16 protein-coding genes are annotated in these 20,533 nt (G+C 39.9%); 8 read left to right on the top strand and 8 right to left on the bottom strand.

Annotated features, from left to right (window positions below):
• The first annotated feature begins 109 nt into the window (after window positions 1-109).
• Window positions 110-697, top strand: a complete 588-nt coding sequence (locus WDJ61_RS03600; RefSeq protein ID WP_338753224.1) for a DNA-3-methyladenine glycosylase — start codon at window positions 110-112, stop codon at window positions 695-697.
• Window positions 698-712: 15 nt separating this feature from the next.
• Here WDJ61_RS03600 and WDJ61_RS03605 read toward each other — a convergent pair whose 3' ends face one another.
• The 3 genes from WDJ61_RS03605 to WDJ61_RS03615 form a co-directional block, all read right to left on the bottom strand.
• Window positions 713-1,630 carry a DMT family transporter gene (locus WDJ61_RS03605; protein ID WP_338754689.1) on the bottom strand — a complete coding sequence of 306 codons (918 nt, stop codon included), beginning with the start codon at window positions 1,628-1,630 and terminating at the stop codon, window positions 713-715.
• Window positions 1,631-1,730: 100 nt separating this feature from the next.
• Window positions 1,731-3,014 carry a dicarboxylate/amino acid:cation symporter gene (locus WDJ61_RS03610; protein WP_338753226.1) on the bottom strand — a complete coding sequence of 428 codons (1,284 nt, stop codon included), beginning with the start codon at window positions 3,012-3,014 and terminating at the stop codon, window positions 1,731-1,733.
• A 121-nt stretch (window positions 3,015-3,135) separates the two neighbouring features.
• Window positions 3,136-4,176 carry a DctP family TRAP transporter solute-binding subunit gene (locus WDJ61_RS03615; protein ID WP_338753228.1) on the bottom strand — a complete coding sequence of 347 codons (1,041 nt, stop codon included), beginning with the start codon at window positions 4,174-4,176 and terminating at the stop codon, window positions 3,136-3,138.
• Window positions 4,177-4,314: 138 nt separating this feature from the next.
• Between WDJ61_RS03615 and WDJ61_RS03620 the strand changes: the two genes are divergently transcribed.
• The 4 genes from WDJ61_RS03620 to WDJ61_RS03635 all read left to right on the top strand — a co-directional run bounded on the left by WDJ61_RS03620 (window position 4,315) and on the right by WDJ61_RS03635 (window position 9,260).
• Complete coding sequence (locus tag WDJ61_RS03620; protein WP_338753229.1) at window positions 4,315-5,919, top strand: sensor histidine kinase; 1,605 nt, start codon at window positions 4,315-4,317, stop codon at window positions 5,917-5,919.
• Window positions 5,913-6,584 (top strand): response regulator, encoded by a 672-nt coding sequence (locus WDJ61_RS03625; RefSeq protein WP_338754691.1) that lies wholly within the window; start codon window positions 5,913-5,915, stop codon window positions 6,582-6,584. The genes WDJ61_RS03620 and WDJ61_RS03625 overlap by 7 nt, the downstream gene beginning before the upstream one ends.
• Before the next feature lie 275 nt (window positions 6,585-6,859).
• Window positions 6,860-8,242, top strand: a complete 1,383-nt coding sequence (locus tag WDJ61_RS03630) for a c-type cytochrome (protein WP_338753230.1) — start codon at window positions 6,860-6,862, stop codon at window positions 8,240-8,242.
• A complete protein-coding gene (locus tag WDJ61_RS03635; RefSeq protein WP_338753231.1) occupies window positions 8,208-9,260 on the top strand; it encodes a cytochrome ubiquinol oxidase subunit I in 1,053 nt (350 codons plus the stop codon). The genes WDJ61_RS03630 and WDJ61_RS03635 overlap by 35 nt, the downstream gene beginning before the upstream one ends.
• A gap of 49 nt (window positions 9,261-9,309) precedes the next feature.
• Here the strand turns inward: WDJ61_RS03635 and WDJ61_RS03640 are convergent, their stop codons facing one another.
• On the bottom strand, window positions 9,310-11,796 hold the full coding sequence (locus WDJ61_RS03640) for an EAL domain-containing protein (RefSeq protein WP_338753233.1): 2,487 nt from the start codon (window positions 11,794-11,796) through the stop codon (window positions 9,310-9,312).
• Between the two features lie 250 nt (window positions 11,797-12,046).
• Here WDJ61_RS03640 and WDJ61_RS03645 point away from each other — a divergent pair, with 250 nt between their 5' ends.
• The gene (locus WDJ61_RS03645) at window positions 12,047-13,189 is read left to right on the top strand and encodes a DEAD/DEAH box helicase (RefSeq protein ID WP_338753234.1); all 1,143 of its coding nucleotides are present in this window, start codon (window positions 12,047-12,049) and stop codon (window positions 13,187-13,189) included.
• Window positions 13,190-13,278: 89 nt separating this feature from the next.
• On the opposite strand, the gene WDJ61_RS03650 is transcribed toward WDJ61_RS03645, so the two are convergent.
• The 3 genes from WDJ61_RS03650 to WDJ61_RS03660 all read right to left on the bottom strand — a co-directional run bounded on the left by WDJ61_RS03650 (window position 13,279) and on the right by WDJ61_RS03660 (window position 16,083).
• Window positions 13,279-13,947 carry a diphthine--ammonia ligase gene (locus WDJ61_RS03650; RefSeq protein ID WP_338753235.1) on the bottom strand — a complete coding sequence of 223 codons (669 nt, stop codon included), beginning with the start codon at window positions 13,945-13,947 and terminating at the stop codon, window positions 13,279-13,281.
• 15 nt (window positions 13,948-13,962) lie between these two features.
• Window positions 13,963-15,519: an ABC-F family ATP-binding cassette domain-containing protein gene (locus WDJ61_RS03655; RefSeq protein WP_338753236.1), complete on the bottom strand. Its 1,557-nt coding sequence runs from the start codon at window positions 15,517-15,519 to the stop codon at window positions 13,963-13,965.
• Between the two features lie 117 nt (window positions 15,520-15,636).
• A complete protein-coding gene (locus WDJ61_RS03660; RefSeq protein ID WP_338752254.1) occupies window positions 15,637-16,083 on the bottom strand; it encodes a C40 family peptidase in 447 nt (148 codons plus the stop codon).
• Window positions 16,084-16,369: 286 nt separating this feature from the next.
• Between WDJ61_RS03660 and WDJ61_RS03665 the strand changes: the two genes are divergently transcribed.
• Complete coding sequence (locus WDJ61_RS03665) at window positions 16,370-17,065, top strand: potassium channel family protein (protein ID WP_338753238.1); 696 nt, start codon at window positions 16,370-16,372, stop codon at window positions 17,063-17,065.
• 111 nt (window positions 17,066-17,176) lie between these two features.
• Here WDJ61_RS03665 and WDJ61_RS03670 read toward each other — a convergent pair whose 3' ends face one another.
• On the bottom strand, window positions 17,177-17,626 hold the full coding sequence (locus tag WDJ61_RS03670) for a C40 family peptidase (protein ID WP_338753240.1): 450 nt from the start codon (window positions 17,624-17,626) through the stop codon (window positions 17,177-17,179).
• Window positions 17,627-18,149: 523 nt separating this feature from the next.
• Here WDJ61_RS03670 and WDJ61_RS03675 point away from each other — a divergent pair.
• Window positions 18,150-20,447, top strand: coding sequence for a glycoside hydrolase family 31 protein (locus WDJ61_RS03675; RefSeq protein WP_338753242.1), 2,298 nt, complete (start codon window positions 18,150-18,152; stop codon window positions 20,445-20,447).
• Window positions 20,448-20,533: the final 86 nt, after the last annotated feature.

A 20,533-nucleotide genomic window follows, 5' to 3' on the forward strand; every position in this document is an offset into this window, starting at 1 on the left:
ACGATGACCTCCCCTTTTGTTGTTATATCCATTATTGTAATGGACTCCACTACGTTTTTCCATTAATTCAGTTAAAATAGGGGATAATAGGAACGGAAGGAGAGAAGATATGAGTCAGTATCAGTTACTTGAAACAGCATTTTATCAGCAGCCGACTTTACAACTTGCGAAAGAGTTATTAGGGTGTACATTAGTGAAAATATCGACTGAAGGAACGACGGCTGGCTATATTGTCGAAACAGAAGCGTATCGCGGACCGCATGATCGGGCCGCTCATAGCTATAACAACCGCCGAACAAAACGAACAGAAATTATGTTTAAAGAAGCGGGTCATGTGTATACGTATGTGATGCATACGCATTGTTTGGTAAATGTGGTTAGCGGAGAAGTGGAGCAGCCGGAAGTGGTTCTCATTCGAGCGGTAGAACCATGTGAAGGTGTGGAGTTGATGGTTGAACGACGAGGGGCGATGGCGTTGAAAAATTTGACGAGCGGACCGGGAAAATTAACAAAAGCGATGGGGATTACGATGGAAGACTATGGACGACGATTTGATGAGTCGCCATTGTTTATCGCAAAAGGTGTGGCACCAGAAGAAATTTCTGTCGGGCCAAGAATTGGTATTGCGAACTCCGGCGAAGCGAAGGATTATCCGTGGCGTTTTTGGATCACAGATAACTCATTTGTTTCAAGGTAAAAGCGGAGGTCTATTTCAGCTCCGCTTTTGTATTTGTATATTTCGTTTTCGCTGCAGCCATAGCTCTTCTAACGAACCGGAGCCTAGCAGAACACCAGAGACGATCAGCATAAATCCGATAAAATGAGCCGGCAACATTGATTCGTCGAGTAGCACCGCTGCACCAACAAGTGAAAAAAAGGTACTTAAATTCATAAAAATGGACGCTTCTGCCGCACCAATTTTTCCGATCGCGTAATTATAAATCATATGACCGAATGCTGTTGCCATAATCGCTGAAAAGAAGAAGACAATCCAAACAAAAGGAGGAGCTTCTGATAGATGAGCGAGACCTTGTGGCTCCATCCATAAGCTGATCACAAATAGCACCAGCGATCCAAAGAACAGCATATACCCTGTTAATAGCCGAGGGTCAAGCGTTGCTGCCGCTTTTTTAATCAGAATAAAGCTGAGTGCCTGAGAAAGAATCGCAAGAAAAATATCAATATCTCCTGTGGTCATTGTACTGATGCCTGTTTCACCAGCAAGCACGGTAAAGCTCACACCAACCCCGCCAAGAAGAAAGCCGATCCAGCGAGCAACGGTGAGTCTTCCTTTTAATAGCATGGTGGCAAAAAGAGCCGTCAGTAAGGGACCTAATCCTAAAATGAGTCCAGCGTTCGTCGCTGATGTCTTCGTTAATCCTTCCGCTAAAAAATAATGATGACAAACGACACTTAACAACGCCCCTCCAAAAATATATCCCCATTCTTTTCCTTGAGGTCGCCGAACATTGTTTGTCATTTTAAGAGTGAAGAATACCGCTAACGAGGCAGTGAAAATCCGCAAAGCTGTAATCGTTACGGGCGGAAAATGGTCCACCAAAATTTTAATAAGCGACACATTCACTCCCCAGATCATCATCGTTCCTATTAGAATGAAATAAATCCTCATTTGTCCCACACAATCCCTCCTTTAGTATGATTATATACTTGTAAGAGAGGATGAGGGGACAAAAAATAGTGCCCTTCCATGCGAAGAAGGGCACTATTTTTTATTCAATGATACTAGGATTCAATTCAGGTGCTGTAGCCGTTTCTCTATTTGATTCAACTGCTTCAGGGTGAAATTCATTTTCCACTTTAGAGATAACTACTGTTGCTACACCGTTACCAATCAGATTTGTGATCGCACGGGCTTCGGACATAAAGCGATCCACACCAAGGAGAAGTGCGATCCCTTCAACAGGAATGACTGGGAAGGCGGCTAGAGTAGCTGCTAATGTGATGAAACCAGAACCAGTGACACCAGCCGCTCCTTTTGATGTGAGCATTAAGATTGCCATTAATGTTAGTTGCTCCCAGATTGTTAAATCCACACCATATGCTTGGGCGATAAAGATAGATGCCATTGACAAGTAAATGGATGTCCCATCAAGATTGAATGAATATCCAGTCGGAACAACTAGTCCGACAACTGATTTGGAACAGCCATATTTCTCGAGTTTTTCCATCATTTTTGGTAAAGCAGATTCAGAAGAAGAAGTACCAAGAACAAGCAAAATCTCTTCTTTTAAATAAGCGATAAATTTCGTGATGCTAAAGCCGTAGAACTTAGCAATCCCACCAAGTACGAGAAAGATAAATAAGAACATTGTGATGTATACAGATCCCATTAGTTTTCCTAATAAAACTAAAGAGCCAAGTCCAAATTTGCCGATCGTATAAGCCATTGCACCAAAAGCGGCGATTGGCGATACTTTCATAATCATATTAACGATACCAAAAAAGACATCCGCTAATTTTTCAAAAAAGTCGACCAGTGGCTTAGAGCGTTCACCCATTGCTGCCATTGAAAGACCAAATAAAACAGCAAAGAATAAAATTGGTAGTAGCTCACCTTTTGCGAAAGCCGCAATGATATTATCTGGAATAATGTTTACGAAGAAAGCGATAAATCCGTGACTCGTTTCTGCCGCTTGTTGCGTATATTCAGAAATGTCTCCACCTTCAACCGCACTTGTATTAAAGCCGACGCCAGGTTTTACTATATTGACGACAAGAAGTCCAATTAATAAAGCAAGTGTCGTTACGATTTCGAAATAAAGGAGTGCTTTACCTCCGATACGCCCTACTTTCTTTAAATCTCCCATGCTACCGATTCCGATGACTACTGTAAGAAAGACGATTGGCGCAATAACCATTTTAATTAATTTAATAAAGACGTCAGCTAAGACTTTCAATTGTTCTCCGAAAGAGGGAAAAAGAAAACCGACAATAATACCAAGAATAATACCAATGACAACACGAACCGTTAAGTTATTCAACGCTTTTTTCATTTTATTGATCCTCCTTGTCTGTTGATAGCGTTTTCATTTGCTACATTTATGTTAACAGACAATTTAGACAATAAAAATTTATGGTTATATTGTTCTTTTTGTTCTTTTTGTTCACAAAAAACTAACGAATTTCCTGAATTTCCTTCATAAGTTGCTTGCTAGGTGTTTGTTCAATTTGCTCATAAAGAGGTTTGAACACCTTTTTCCATTGTTGCTTTTCTTGATCAGTTAATTCGTATATTTTTATAGGGGAGGAATGGCGGATGTCCTGCAATTGAGTCTCATTCATTTTTTTAGCCATGTCCATATTCCAAGCCGTTGTTTCTTGCAATGCTTCGGTGATGATGTTCTTCATATCGGTCGGTAAATCATCCCAAAAATCTTTATTGACAATGACGACATAGCCTAAGTAGCCATGATTGCTAATGGTCATATGTTTTTGAACTTGATAAAGTCGTTTAGAATAAATGTTGGAAATTGTGTTTTCTTGTCCGTCGATTTGTTGCATTTCTAAGCTGCGATAGACTTCATTAAAAGGCATGCTTACTGTACGAGCGTGCAATAATCTAAATTGTTCTTCAATCATTTGGCCAGGCATTGTTCGAAAGGTTTGCTTTTCAAAATCTTTTGGTTCCATTAGAGGTTTAGTACTGCTGGTCATTTGTTTGAAGCCATTACTCCAGAAGGAAAGACCTAACATCTCTTCATCATCTAGCATTTTTAATAATTTCGTGCCAGTGTCACCTGTCAGCACAGCCTGTACATGCTCATCATTACGGAACAGAAAAGGCAAATCTAACACTTTCCATTGTGGAACGATATCTGTTAGTTTGGAATAAGAAGGAGCAATCATTTCAACCTTCCCATTTTTGACAGCATCTAGTTCGGTGTCATCATCGTAAAGTATCCCATTCTGATACACTTCTACTTGGATTCGACCTTTGGATTTCTTGTGAACAAGTTCTGCAAACCGTTGGGCAGCTAAGCCTTTTGGTGTATTCTCGGCCACTACATGAGAGAAGCGGATCGTGATTATTTGGTCGAGCTCCTGCTGTTCATCATCATAAACAAGCGGGTGTTGAATGGTTAGTTGTTCTTTTATCAAAAAGAAGGCCAATACGAAAATAGTAGATACTATGAGTAATGCATATAATTTTTTCATTGATTATCACCATTTGTATCATATCATTTTTGTTTTGCTTGTATTTATTAATTTTGTCGGCATGATAAAATAATAAAATGAAACTTTAATCATGGGTAGTTTTGATAGAGGATAAAGTAATGGAGGGAAGTGAACGGAATGAAGAAAGTATCTATTCAATGGAAAATCACTGGTTTGATCGTCTTCATTCTAGCCTTTTCCTTATTATTACTCGGTATGGTATTAATCAGTCAATTTATTCAGAAAGAAGAAAATGAATTGAAAGAACGAGCGATTTTAACAGCTCGGACTGTTTCAGAGGTGCCTAATATGGTGCAGCATCTAGAGGCACAGGGAGCTGAGGCGGACAATATGAAAGCAACGATTGAAGAATTAAGGGTGATCAATCAAGCGGATTATATCGTGGTTCTTAATATGGACCGAGTGAGACTGACCCATCCGGTGGAAAGCATGGTAGGGCAAGTGTCAAAAGGAGAAGACGAAGGACCAGCCTTTGCTGAACACTCCTATACATCAAAGGCTAAAGGCGAAATTGGTTCAGTGATTCGGGCTTTTGTGCCGGTAATCAATGAGAAGCATGAACAAATCGGTGTAGTGATTAGCGGTTATAAATTACCTAGCATTTTTGACACGATCTTGACATTAAAGAGAGAAATTTTGTTAACGTCAGCACTAGCTTTGCTCGTTGGTGGATGGGGAGCTTATCTTTTAGCTAGACAAATTAAACGACAAATGTTTTATTTGGAGCCTCATGAAATTGCTAGAATTCTTGTTGAACGAACGGAAACATTTAACGCTATGCATGAGGGAATTATTGCGATCGACAAGAAAGAGAGGATTACTATTTTTAATGATCAAGCGAAGGAAATGCTTGGTGTTGCGGGAGATGTCATTCAAAAGCCGATTCGAGAAATACTTCCGGATACATTTCTTCCAGAAATTCTTCATAAAAATCGAGCTGTATATAATCGCGATCTCCATATTCAAAATCGGGCGATTGTATCCAATCGCGTTCCAATTAAAGTAGACGGGGAGACGGTAGGAGCCATTGCTATTTTCCAGGATCGGACGAAAGTAAAGCAAATGGCAGAGGAGTTGACGAGCGTAAAAGCGTTCGTGAACGCGCTTCGTGTTCAAAATCATGAGCATATGAATAAGTTACATACGATTGCTGGGTTAATTCAGCTTGGCAATAAAGAAAAAGCATTAGCTTATGTGTTCCAAGTAACGGGAGAGCAGGAAGAGCTGATGAACTTTTTAAGCCGAAATATTCATGATGACAGTATTTCCGGACTGTTGCTTAGCAAAGTCAGTCGTGGCAAGGAACTAGGGATTCAAGTGACGATTGACGGGCATAGTACATTGGACAGTTTGCCGCAAGCTTTAGATCATCATGATTTTGTGATTGTATTAGGAAATCTTATTGAGAATGCATTCGATTCTTTTTCAACAACTAGTGAAGATAATCAAATTTACGTAAGTATTAGACAAACTGAGCAGGCCGTATCGATTCTTGTAGAAGATAACGGTTCAGGTATTCCAAAAGATAAACAACAACGAATATTTGAACAAGGATATTCAACGAAGGCCGCTGCTGGTCGCGGAATTGGACTGTTTTTAATTCAACAAATTGTCGAAAAAGGAAATGGAACGATTCAAGTGGAATCACAAGAAGGCCAAGGAACAACGATTTCCATTATGTTTCCGATGTCGCTAACAGAAAAGGAGGAGAGTCTATCATGAAAGTGATTCTAATTGAAGATGATCCCATGGTGCAAGAAGTGAATCGCCAGTTTGTGAATCAAGTAGATGGTTTTGAAGTAGTGGGGGTTGCATCAAACGGGGCGGAAGGGTTAGAACTCGTCAAGTCTCTTCAGCCAGAACTGGTGATTGTGGATATTTATATGCCACAAGTGGATGGCTTAGAGGTATTGAAGCAAATTCGGACAGAAGGGTTCCAAGTAGACGTCATTGCGATCACGGCTGCTAGCGATGCTGAAACGATTCGAAAAGTCATTCAGCAAGGAGCTTTTGATTACATCATGAAGCCATTTAAGTTTGAGCGAATCAAGCAGGCACTAGAGAAATATCGCTCCTATCGCAATCGACTCATTGATCACGGGACGATGTCTCAAAAAGAACTAGATAGTATCTTGTTTCAAAAAGAAGAATATGTGGAAGCTGAACTTCCGAAAGGACTAAATGCCGTCACCTTGAAAAAAGTAACCAGCTATTTAGCTAGTTTGACTGTCCCTGTTTCTGCCGAAGAAGTGGCAGAAGGCATCGGTCTTGCAAGAGTGACAGCTCGCCGTTATCTCGATTACCTTGAGAAATGTGGAAAGGTTAAATTAGATGTTCAATACGGGGGCATTGGCCGTCCGATCAATCGATATACGTATCAAAGCTGAAAGGGACCGTCTCGTAAGTAATTGAGACGGTCCCTTCTGTACCGAAAGCGAAGCGACAGGTGCAAAAACCCCTAATATGAAGAGTGGATCGGCACTCTGGCAAATCCGAAATCTTTCTTCAAACTATTGAAAAAAGATTGAAGAAAATTAGTTGGTTATGAAATTTATAGGAAGGAAGTTTAACGATTCAATAACAGTCTCCATTTCTTCACACTTATCTCAAAATGTCGCCGTAATCTTTAAAATGACATTTCTTTATTAAGGGGGTTATGAGATTGAACTTTCCAACTATCGAATTTCCTTGGCTTGGAAATGGGATGATTATCGCTTTCATTGCGATTGTTCATGTCATTATTAGTCATGGCGTAGCAATTGGGGCAACGACCTTAATGGTGACGGCTGAGTATAACGCATTTCGAAAGAAGGACATTAAGCTGGATGCCTTTGCTAGAAAAATGGCGAAGTGGATTTTGATTATTACAACGACAGTAGGTGCGATGACGGGGGTAGGTATTTGGTTTTCGACGACGGTGGTTCAGCCGGATTCGATCGGTTCACTTTTGCGCATCTTCTTCTGGGCGTGGGTGGCCGAATGGTTTGTTTTTATTACAGAAGTCGTTCTTTTAATTATTTATTACTACACTTGGGATTTGTATAAGGAAACAGAGAAAAAGATGAAGCATATTCGCATCGGTATTGCACTATGTATTTTTTCATGGATTACCGCTGCGATTATTACCGCTGTGCTGGCAGCTAAGTTGACGCCAGGGAGGTGGACAGAGACGTTCTCTTTTTGGCATGCAGTTTTCAATCCGACGTATTTGCCATCATTAGGTTTTAGAACGTTTTTAGCTTTGTTATTGGCGATTGGAATTGTCTCTTTCTTTGTCAAATGGCGCATCAAGGATGAAAACTTAAAGCAGGAGATCTTTCGTATTTTCTCCGTCTGGGCGGCAATTTCCATTCCGGGGATTTTAATTACAGCCATTTGGTATTTACAATCCATTCCTCCAGAAGCGTATGATTTGGTCGTTTATTCAACGGGGATGAGTGAAAAAATGTTCGACCTAGTTAATTTAACTGGTTTAGGCGTTATTTTGCTCTTTATTTTTTGGGCCGCCATTAAGCCGAAGACGTTGCCACTGATTTTATCGTCTGCGATGCTTTGCGCTTCATTAGGCTTTATGGCTGAATTTGAGTTTGTTCGCGAATCGGTTCGAAAACCGTTCATTATTTATGATTATATGTATGCAAACGGCGTACTTGCAAAGGATGCGGAAAAATACAACAAAGAGGGCGTGCTTGCTCATTCCACCTTTGCCGAAACAAAGAGTGTAACAACCGACAATATGTATGAAGCTGGGCAGGAAGTGTATAAAGGCCAATGTATGACATGTCATACAGTGGATGGCTGGCGATCCAAGCGGGCGTTGGATACTCGATTAGATGGCTGGTCAGAGGAAACGATTAAAAGCTTTATTCCAACGATGCATAATGTTCGTCCAGTGATGCCGCCATTTGTGGGAACAGAAGAAGAGTTAGAGGCTTTGAGTCATTATTTATATAAAGTAGTCAATGAAGATCAAGAGAAGAATACAGAGCAAGTAAAGGGGGAGAAAAAGAATGATTCTAGCGCAAGCACTGCCGATACCAAATGATATTCAGCTCCCAATACCAGGTGATATGGGCTTGCTAACGTTTTTGTTGGTTGTCACGTTTTTATTGCATATTGTGTTTGTTAATATCACGATTTCATTGGCCACAGGAGCGGTCATTTTAGAAGCGGTTGGGATCAAAAAACAAAGTACGCTGTATGATCGTGTCGCTCAAATTTGTTCCTATCATGCGTCGATTCATAAAAGTATTGCTGTTGTTCTTGGCGTTGGTCCGATTTTATTAATAAGTGTTGTGTATACGCAATATTTTTATTCATCAACGGTCTTAATCGGTAAAGCATGGTTAAGTGTTATCTTACTATTAATCGTTGCTTTCCTGCTTTTGTACGCTTACAAATTCCTTTGGGAAAAGTTAGAAAATAAGAAAGTGCTGCATTGGATGATTGGCTTAGCGGCATGTTTAATTCTATTATTTGTTCCACTTATTTTTATCGTGAATGTGGTGTCGATGCTTTATCCAGAAAAGTGGATGGAATCAAGCGGCTTTTTCCATGGGTTATTTTATTACCCGCAAGTTTGGCAAAGATATGCCCACTTTATGTTATCGAGCTTTGCTGCAGGTGGATTGTATCTCTATCTTTTCTATACATGGAAATATCGCCGGAAGAAAAAACAAGAGCCGAACTATCAGGAAAAGACAGCCGATCATCGTATAAGAAAGATTGGCATTAAAGCGACATTTTGGTTTACGCTTTGTCAATTTATCGCTGGAACGCTTGTATTATTTTCGTTGGAGCAAGAGGTGATGCTGCTTTATATGGGGGGCCATGCATTAACGACTGGGTTGTTAGTCGGGTCCATTATTGTAACATTCGTTTTATTAGGCTTTTTATACCTCGCAGATAAAAAAGATTCCTATCGTGCATTCATGGGAGCGGTCGTTTCATTTATCATCATTCTAGGGATGATGGGGTGGATGAGGCATGAAGTGCGGGAAGCGTACCTGCAGCCTCATATCGAAGACCATCCGCGAACGCTAGAAACGCCAACGAATAAATGAATGAAAGGGTCGGAGCTGATTCCGACCCTTTTTGTTTGGGTTTTATTTGTTACAGCTCTCTATTTCGTACTAATTGGAAAAAATCTTCAGCAGGGAGCGGCTTGCTGATGTAATATCCTTGCACTTGTTGACAGTGAAGCTGTTTTAAAAACTCCATTTGTTCTTCTGTCTCTACTCCTTCAGCGATGAGTTCTAGTCCTAAGTGTTTGCCCATAGAGAGAATCGTTTCCACGATGGCTTCGCTGCTTTTTTCGATAAATAAACGCTGAATGAAGGATTGGTCAATTTTTAATCGATCGACTGGGAATTGATGTAGGTAACTTAATGAACTATAGCCCGTTCCAAAATCATCAACGGCAATTTGGACGCCAAGACTTTTTAATTTATGTAATTTCTTTAATGCGAGCTCGATGTTTAACGTCATACTTTCTGTAATTTCTAATTCTAACTGATCTGGTTGTAAGTTACATGACTCTAGTGCATGAGAAACAATTTTTGTTAAATCATTTTGGAAAAACTGTCTTAATGATAGATTGACAGAAATCCTCATAGTTGGAAGGCCTTCATCTAGCCACTGTCGGAGCTGTCTGCAAGCTTCCTCAATCACCCATGTACCGATCGGGAGAATCAGCCCTGTATGCTCCGCTAATGGAATAAAGGTCGCAGGAGAAATCATTCCTTTTTCGGGATGTTCCCAACGAATTAATGCCTCAGCTCCAACTAATTTTCCCGTTTGAAGATCGATCTGTGGCTGATAATATAACGATAGCTGCTTGCGCTCAATCGCTTGACTTAAGTCGTGCTCAAGCACTAATTGCTCATAAGCTTTTTGTTCCATATCGGATTTATAAATAGCGATGGAACGGTTGTTTTTCCTTGCTTCACTAATGGCCATTATCGCTTGATTTAATATTTGTTCCGTATCCGTTGCTTTCATTGAAACGGTCACACCTACTGTGACGGTTATTCGCATCTTCAATCCTTTAGAGATCATCGGCGTTTGAAATAGATTAACAATTTTGTAGGCAAGGCGTTCCATTTTTTGACGGTCTTGTGTGTCGCATTCATCACAAAGGATGGCAAATTCATCTCCAGTTAGCCGAACAACAGTCGCGTCGTGCTCAGAAACTAAAGTTTTTAACCTCTCTGATGCTTCAATTAAGAATAAGTCACCGATTTGTCTCCCTAATGATTCATTAATATGTTTAAATCGATTTAAGTTAATGACAAATAAACAAAAGGTATGCCCGGATTCTATTCGGTCAGAAAGCTGCTTTTTTAAATAAAACCGGTTTGGCAAGCCAGTCAGTTCATCATAATAAGCTAAGAAATTGACTTTATGTTGTGCTTCTATTTGTTCGGTCATATCAGTAATGGAATGAATAATCTGAATGATTTCCTGTTTTTCATCAAAAATAGGGGCGGCGTTAATCGATAAGATTCGATATTGTCCATCTAGTTGTTCTAATTTGTATATAACATCGTAAACGGATTTCCCAGTAGATTTTACTTGATGAATCGCTTGCTTATGTTCAGGGTAGGGCTTTCCAGCCAACGTTTTGAATCGACTCGGATGAATTTGATCATAACTAAAAATACCTAATATTTTTTTTGCCGCATCGTTGACAAATAGCTGCTTTCCTTCTGTATCCGTAATTGTAATCCCAGTAGGCACCATATTTACGATCGTATTTAAACGGTGTTTGCTTTTCTCTAATGCTTTTTGAATTTGCTTTTGTTCTAAATATGGACTTTCAATTGTTGTAATATAAATTCCTTTAAGGAAGAAGTAGTAACTTGTCATTTTAAATAAATGGCCAAGCAGATTCATCCAATCGTACACATGATTATATAAAGTAAAAAGCAATTCACTAAACAAGCTTAAACTTAAAGCGATAATGAGAGGAAAGTATTCTTTTTTCTTATCTTTAGGGTGTCGTTTAAAGATAAATATGATCGTGCATAAAAATAGGAAGCAAATAAAGTATTCTATTCCTCTTTTTAATGGGGTTAGCCCGACTCCTTCTATAATTAAAAGAGGCAGCTTTTCAGAAGATGTTATAATCACAAAGCTAATAACTAAGGAATATAAAACAAATATTAAAAAAGTATAATTCCGGAAATTCTTATTGATTCTCTTATCCTCTTGCGAAAAAATGGTTAATAGTGAGATGGCAAGGGTAAAGCGAGAAATTAACCAAAACCAAGTCGCGTTATGACTTGAGCTTTCGATCAGGAAAAATGGCATCCCTTCATAAGTCAGCACATGGAATAAATCAAAAAGACCAATGCTTAAAAATGCGGCAGAAATAAATAAACGATGCCTTGATAAAGTGTGAGGGAAAATCAGCCAACCTTGCAATGAAATAGAAAAGGCAATAGCTATACTTAAAAGTTCAAGTGCCATATGAAAAGAAAGAAAACTATTGACAATGAAAAAATTTTGATTCGTCTTACTTAATTGATACAAAATGACAATTGACAATAAACCGCCCATTAGTAGGATAATTGAACGAATTGCCTGTTTTCGGCTCATTATGCTAGCTCCTATATACAGTGTTATTTTGTTTAATAATGAAGAATTTTCTATTTTTAACATAGTACAAAAGTCAGTATCTTGTCAAACGGTGTCGTCCGGTTTTTTGGGATATTTTATGGAAAATATAAGGCTAATATAATGGGCATCTCTAACTTTTGGTCAAGGGATTGCGAAAACGTCAAAAGTTTTTCATAATGGAACTATACACTACAATAGCTAAGGCTGTTGTTTAATTAAAGGAGCCGTTATGACAACTACATTTTCCACTTTAAATACAATGAAACCATTTTTGCAAGAGGCTTGGGAGAAGGCAGGATTTTCAGAGCCGACACCGATTCAGGAAAAGGCCGTTCCTCTCATGTTGGACGGTCGTGACGTGTTGGCTGAATCCCCAACAGGAACAGGGAAGACGCTTGCTTATTTATTGCCGTTACTTGAAAAGATCAATCCAGACAAAAAGGCTGTACAGGCAGTCATCTTAGCATCTTCTCGAGAATTAATTATGCAAATTTCCGATGAGATTCGCGCATGGGGCGGAGGAATTTCTAGCGCGGCTTTTATCGGAGGAGCAAATATTAAACGCCAAGTTGAAAAATTGAAAAAACAACCGCAAGTTGTGGCTGGAACACCAGGGCGAATTCAAGAATTAATTCAAATGAAGAAGCTGAAAATGCATGAAGTGAAGTTGATCGTGCTGGATGAAGGGGATCAGTTATTAGTACCAGAGCATATTAAAAATTTAGAAGCGATTATTAAATCGACGATGAAGGATCGCCAGCTTGTTCTTTTCTCAGCAACAATGCCAGCTCAAACGGAAGCGACAGCCAAACAGTGGATGAAGGAAGCGGAAGTGATCAAGGTAACGAAAGCTGAAATGCCTGCTTCGAAAGTTGAGCATTTATACTTCGTCTGTGACCGTCGCGATAAACAAGTGATGGTCGAACGGATCATGCGCGGTTTTGAACCGGAGCGCATCCTTGCATTTATCAATGATATTGGCGAAGTGAATGCCTTTTCTTCTAAATTAGACTATAACGGATTTGCCAATGGAATTTTGCATAGTGATTTAAACAAGCAAGAAAGAGAGCGGGCCTTAAAGCAATTTCGCGCGGGTAAGTTACCATTACTATTCGCAACAGACGTCGCCGCAAGAGGGCTAGATATTAAAGGACTCACTCATGTTTTACACTTTGATATGCCAAAGAACTCGACACAATATACGCACCGCGCAGGTCGTACCGGTCGTTCAGGCGCAGAAGGAACCGTCATCTCACTCGTCACAGAAAGAGAAGAACGTGAACTGAAAAAAATAGCCAGAGAACTCGGCATAGAACTCAAGAAAAAACAATTCTACAAAGGAAAACCTGTCGATGCTAGCGGGAGAAAATAAAATACGGTAATAAAAAATCGCCCTCCTTTTAAAAAAGGATGGGCGATTTTTATTCGGCCTTCGCGGAAGGAATTTGGTCATTCTACCAATTAATTGATCAACGGTTGAATATCCAATCTTTTGCTACGTTCACTCGTGATGATTTCGCCGTGTGTTAGGGGAATAGGGTGTGTAAATAGCGGGCCGTCATAAACGAATGTATGAAATTCGCCATGCTCACCCATCGGACAAAGAGTTTGCGATTGAATGTCTACATAAAAGTCTTCATTTAACTGTCTGCCAAGCCAAGTATCATCTAAGACATCGAGACGAATGCGGATGACAACGGCTTTATAACCTGACTCGATAAAATTTTGTAGCAACTGTAAGCTGTCTTCTTCTTTGCTCCACAATGGATAAAGAGCAGGTAATCCGACCGCATCGGCTACATTTTCACCCCACTCGCGATGGCCATCTAAATAAATATCACCAAAGGCAATGCCTTCAAGTTGAAATTGTTCTTTTAACTGAGCGAGATCCTCAATAAATGTCTCGGTATAGCGATCGAGCGAACAGCGGACGAAGTGAAGGGGGAGGGAGAGAGCTTCGCTTTGAAGCTCAATCAATTCCGTCTTCTCGTCATGACCAAAGGTTCGGCCGATTTCTTTCGGTACAGTGGTGAGGAGGCAGGCAACTTCATAGCCTTGCTTCACTAATAAATCGAAGGCCATGCAGCTATCTTTGCCGCCACTCCATGACAAAGCTACTCGCTTTCCCATACAGTCACTCCCTTATTAAAATACTTTCGTCGTCCAAGACTCACAGTTCCATACTTCTGTTGCGACTTCTTGGTAGAAGTCAGGCTCATGGGAGATAAGCAAAATGCTGCCTTTATACGCTTTTAATGCTCGTTTAAGTTCATCTTTTGCATCGACATCTAAGTGGTTTGTTGGCTCATCTAGCACTAAGATATTTGTTTCTTGATTGATCAATTTACAAAGTCGTACCTTCGCTTTTTCGCCACCGCTTAGAACGCTTACTTTGCTTTCAATATGCTTGGTGGTTAATCCGCATTTCGCTAAAGCCGCGCGCACTTCATATTGAGTAAATGAAGGGAACTCTGACCAGACTTCTTCAATACAAGTGTTGTTATTAGTCGATTTCACTTCTTGCTCGAAATAGCCGATTTGCAAATGTTCACCGCGTTCGACTTGACCAGACACCGGTTTGATTTCGCCAAGAATACTGCGTAAAAGCGTCGTTTTCCCAATCCCATTAGCTCCTGTTAGTGCAATTTTTTGCCCGCGTTCCATGCGTAAATTCAAAGGCTTTGAGAGTGGCTCGTTGTAACCGATCACTAAATCCTTCGTTTCAAAAATTAACTTGCCGGATGTACGTCCTTCTTTAAAATGAAATTCTGGTTTTGGACGTTCCGAAGCGAGTTCGATCACGTCCATTTTATCGAGCTTTTTCTGGCGGGACATCGCCATATTTCTCGTTGATACCCTCGCTTTATTACGCGCGACGAAATCCTTTAAGTCAGAAATTTCCTGCTGTTGCTTTTTATAAGCGGCTTCTAGCTGTTGCTTTTTCATCTCGTAAACTTTCAAAAACTCATCGTATGTGCCAGCGTAGCGGTTCAGCTCTTGATTTTCCATATGATAAATTAAGTTAATGACGCTATTTAAAAATGGAATGTCATGAGAAATTAAAATGAAGGCATTTTCATATTCTTGCAAGTAGCGTTTTAACCATTCAATATGCTGCTCATCTAAATAGTTTGTCGGCTCATCCAGTAATAAAATGTCAGGTTTTTCAAGCAGAAGCTTTGCAAGCAATACCTTTGTCCGCTGTCCGCCGCTCAAGTCGTGAACATCACGATCAAGTCCAATCTCATCCAAGCCAAGTCCGCGAGCAATTTCCTCTACCTTCGCATCAATAATATAAAAATCATTATTTGTAAGCATATCTTGCAGGGTGCCTGTTTCTTCGAGCAGTTTTTCTAATTCTTCCGGGGATACTTCGCCCATTTTTCCGAACAGCTCATTCATCTCTGTTTCTAAATCAAATAAGTATTGGAAGGCTGTCTTTAATACGTCACGAATCGTCATCCCTTTTTCTAAAACAGCATGCTGATCTAAATAGCCGACCCGGACATTTTTTGACCAAGTGACTTTTCCTTCATCCGGCTGAAGCTGTCCGGTAATGATATTCATGAATGTTGACTTACCTTCACCATTCGCTCCAATTAATCCGATATGCTCGCCTTTAAGTAAGCGAAATGACACATTATTAAAAATGGCCCGGTCACCAAAGCCGTGGCTTAATTGATTGACAGTTAAAATACTCATAATAAAACCCTCTCATTCGTAATCATTTCTTTTCTCATTTTACTACATAATAAGAGAGGAAAGCGAAGGGAAAGTAAAAACCCGACTTCCAATAGGAGGTCGGGTCAGTCCGTTCAATTACAGGCGTTTAGAGCCGATATATTTTTTCGTCCAATAAGAGTTGCTTACTTTATCAATTCTTACACCTTTAGAAGCAGAGTGGATAAATTGATTATTTCCTATGTAAATTCCAACATGAGATGGGCCTTTTTTATAAGTACTGAAGTACATTAAGTCTCCCGGTTGCATTTTTGATTTAGACACCTTTGTACCTTTTGAGTACATTTGAGAAGTTGTACGAGGAAGAGAAACGCCATTTTTCTTATGTGTGTACTGGATGAAACCAGAGCAATCGAATCCTTTTGGTGTTGTACCGCCCCATTTATATGGTGTTCCGATATGTTTCTTTGCTTCTTTAATGACGTTCTGTTTTGAGTATGATGCTGCATCTGCTGATTGTGCCGGTAAAAGTAAACTTACGCTTAATAGTAAAGAACTGAATACTACTGTCAATAATTTTTTCATTTGATTTACCTAAATTCCTTTCTCCTATTATTGATTATGTATGTTGTCGGATTGTTTATGTGGTTAATTTTTCTTCTGTAGCTAATATATCAGAGATTTGTCGTTTCATAGGTTACAGGTCGATTAAATAATATTAAGGAAATATTACATCGACATCATCTATGTGACATATAGATTGTCGAATTGGAAATGACCATCTATGTACTGGTATAATTAGTACATTGGATTTAGAAGTATAATATGAAATATATGACTATTAAACTATTTGATATAGGCGGTTGATTTAGTGAAAAAGTTTGTAATTACATATGAAATTTTTATGATTGTTTTAATCCTTATCTCAGTAGCCCTTGCTCTCATGGCTGATAAACAATTTGTGGTTTTTCAACAAACTATTTGGCTCATATTTGTAGTGGATTACTTTGTTCGTTTTGCACGAGCAGAAAACAAGTGGCACTATGTAAAGAAACATCCCTTAGAGTTAGTAGCTATAATCCCTTTCGATTCCCTTTTAAGAGCAGCTAGACTCGTCCGTATATTTAAAGTTCTTCAATTGCTTGGCATCAGTTCTCGTTATTTAAAACCTTTTTATGCGGTGTTAAAAACGAATGGATTAGACAAAGCTTTCAAGTATAGTGTCGCAATGTTATTTGTCATACCAATACCGATTGCTATAGTTGAACCGGCGATTGAAACCTACGCTGAAGCGTTGTGGTGGGGTTTGATTACAATAACTACAGTTGGATATGGAGATATTGCTCCTGTTACCGTATTAGGTCGATTACTGGCTGCTGTATTACTAATGGTAGGGATTGTGATTATCGGTATATTCACATCTGCAGTTACTAATTATTTTAGTAATAAACCTAAAGATTCTCGAGATAAGCAAGTCATGAAAATAATTCAGTCGATTGATGAGATTGAAGACATAACAAAAGAGGATATTGAGTTGATCCAGTTATTCTTGAAAAGGAAATTATGAAGAGAGCCTTTTAAGCCTTCAGTTTTGAAGGCTTTTTATTTTTTTGAGGTGTATCCCCTAGATGGACTAAACAACCCGACTTCCTTTTGGAAGCCGGGTTGTTATCAACTATTAATCTGTTAGGCGTTTAGAGCCTAAATATTTTTTCGACCAGTAAGAGTTGCTTACTTTATCAATACGTACACCTTTAGAAGCAGAGTGGATAAACTCGTTATTTCCTAAATAAATACCAACATGGGAAGCACCTTTTTTATATGTACTAAAGAAAATTAAATCTCCAGGTTCCATTTTTGATTTAGAAACCTTTACGCCTTTTGTATACATTTGAGCAGCTGTACGAGGAAGAGAGACGCCATTTTTCTTATGTGTGTATTGGATGAAACCAGAGCAATCAAATCCTGCTGGTGTTGTTCCACCCCATTTGTATGGTGTTCCGATATGTTTCTTTGCTTCTGTTATAACATTTTCTTTTGAATAGGCTGCATCTGCTGATTGTGTTGGTAAAAGTAAACTGATACTTAATAGTAAAGAACTGAATGCTAATGTTAGAAATTTTTTCACTTGATTCACCTTAGTTTCCTTTCCCTTATCGTTTCGTTTATATATTCTGTCTGATTATGTATGTGGTTAATTTTTCTTCTGTAGCTAATATATCAGAAAGTTGTCGTTTCATAGGTTACAGTTCCTTTAAAAAATATTACAGGAATATTACAAAGTTGTTATATATCAGTTTTTGTCTGTTTTAAATGATTGGGGATAAAGTGAAACTTCAATCAGTGGGGGTTTCCTTCATCCTCACTGATAAAAGAAGAACAAAGGCTAAAGTCGCAACGTCCTGTTGCAACACCTTTGTAACCTGCATCGTGCAGGCCCGAACGGATCGGGCGTTTACGGGCTGTTGATCCCCCACCTACACGGCTACGCTCCTTCTGCCATGTTGAGGTGGAGGTCTTACAGCCCGTTAATGCGGGATAAATGAAAAAATTTTGTAATAGTTTTGTTATCGATGAAGGGGAAAGTAGGGAGAAAAGGGAACTATATGCATGAAAGAGAAATTGGCATGTGAGGTAAGGAGGGCTAAGAAATGGAAGATACAAGCTTCGCCATTCATCCTGATCGAGAAAAGGACACGGATGAAGGGAAATTCTATGACATTGGCAATGTGAGAAAATGGCAGGAAGAAGCGGATGGTGTGCACTTTATTTGTCAGAATGGTTATGTCGTTGTGCAGTTTTATTGTCAAGAGATGATCCGTGTCACAATGAATCCAACGGGCGTTCCGATGATGGAGCAAAGCTTTGCGGTCGCCATGAAAAAAGAACAAGTACCATTTGAAGTAAGGGAATCAGCGGATGCGGTGTACATAACAGGTGAAAAACTAACGGCAAAAATCACTCTTACACCGTTTCGACTTCTTGTAACAGAGGCAAATGGACGCACGCTCCTTAATGAAGGGGAGCGAGGGATGGCAAGTCGTCGCACAGGTGAAGTGATTTGCTTTAAAGACATGGAAGAGGCCGATCATTTTTACGGGTTTGGGGAAAAAACGAGTTTCCTAGATAAGCGTGGCGAAAAGATGACAATGTGGAATTCCGATGTGTTCGCTCCGCATAATCCAGAAGTGGACGCCCTTTATCAATCGATTCCTTTTTTCGTGACGATTCGAAACGGACAAGCCCATGGTGTATTTTTTGATAATACCTTTCAAACGGTGTTTGACTTGAAGCAAGAAGCTCATCGTTATTCGTTTTCAGCTGCTGGAGGCGAGCTTGATTATTACGTGATCGCTGGCCCTTCTCCAAAAGATGTCGTCAGCCAATATACAAGGTTGACAGGCAAAATGGCATTGCCACCGAAATGGGCACTCGGTTACCATCAATCGCGCTACAGCTATAAAACGGAAGCTGAAGTTCATGAGCTCGTGCACACTTTTCAAGAAAAGGAGATTCCACTGGATGCTATTTATTTAGATATTCATTATATGGAAGGCTATCGGGTATTTACATTTAATCGCGACCGTTTTCCGAATCCGGCGAAGCTTATTGACGAGTTAAAAGCAGCGGGCATTCATGTTGTGCCGATTGTCGACCCAGGGGTGAAAAGAGACCCAGAATATCCCGTGTATTTAGAAGGGATACAAGCGGGACACTTTTGCCAATATGCAGAAGGCGATGTGTACTTTGGAGACGTTTGGCCAGGGGAAAGTGCTTTTCCTGATTTCACAAATCAAGATGTGCGTGAGTGGTGGGGGGAGTGGCAAAAATTTTACACCGATCTCGGAGTGGAAGGCATTTGGAATGATATGAATGAGCCAGCCGTATTCAATGAAACGAAAACGATGGATTTGGCAGTGTGGCATGACAATGATGGCTATCCGAAGACGCATCGTGAGCTTCATAACGTATACGGCTTATTGATGGGGGAAGCGACGTATAGTGGATTGAAAAAATTACTAAACGGAAAACGGCCATTTGTGTTAACGCGGGCAGGATTTGCTGGTGTGCAGCGGTATGCAACGGTATGGACAGGGGATAATCGCAGTTTCTGGGAGCATTTGCAAATGTCGATGCCGATGTGCCTGAATCTTGGGATGTCTGGTGTACCCTTTTCTGGGGCGGACGTTGGCGGGTTTGCTCATGATGCGAATGCTGACTTACTCGTTCGTTGGACGCAGCTCGGTACTTTTATGCCTTACTTTCGTAACCATTCTAATTTAGATACGGTCCATCAAGAGCCATGGTCCTTTGGGGAAGAAGCAGAAGCTATTATCAAAAAATATATTCAGCTTCGCTATCGCTGGTTGCCTCACTTTTACACATTGTTTCATGAGGCAAGCGTCACCGGTGTGCCTGTTATGCGGCCACTTGTGATGGAATATCCTGAGGATGCTAACACATTTAATTTAGCCGATCAATTTTTAATCGGTGAAAATATTTTAGTTGCTCCGATCACGACACCTACGACATATCATCGAGTCGTCTACTTACCAGAAGGAGAATGGATCGATTATTGGACGGATCAACAAATCATTGGAGGCAGGCATATTTTAGTCGCAGCTAAATGGGATCAGTTGCCGTTGTTTATTAAAGTGGGAACGATCCTTCCGCAAGCTGAAACATTCAAGCCAGTCGATAACATAAGTATTCATGTATACCCTAGCGACAAAGTATGCGAATACACATTATACGATGACGACGGTGAGACATTTGCTTATCAGGCAGGTGACTATTTTCAACTACACATTAAAGCATGGAAACAAGATGAAGCTGTGTACATTGAAACAGAAGAGATACACGGAGCGTTTCAACCTGATTGGAAAGAAGTTTCGATTAACGTGCATGGACCAGTAAACAAAATAGTGATCAATGGGAAAGAGCAATAACGTCAAAGAAACAAGCAGAAAGTCGAAGAAAAGCTTACGAAGGTCAAAGAAACAAGCAGAAAGTCAAAGAAAAGCTTATGAAGGTC

The sequence above is a fragment of the Bacillus sp. FJAT-52991 genome (assembly GCF_037201805.1).
In the GTDB taxonomy this organism is placed as follows: Bacteria; Bacillota; Bacilli; order Bacillales; family Domibacillaceae; genus Bacillus_CE; species Bacillus_CE kandeliae.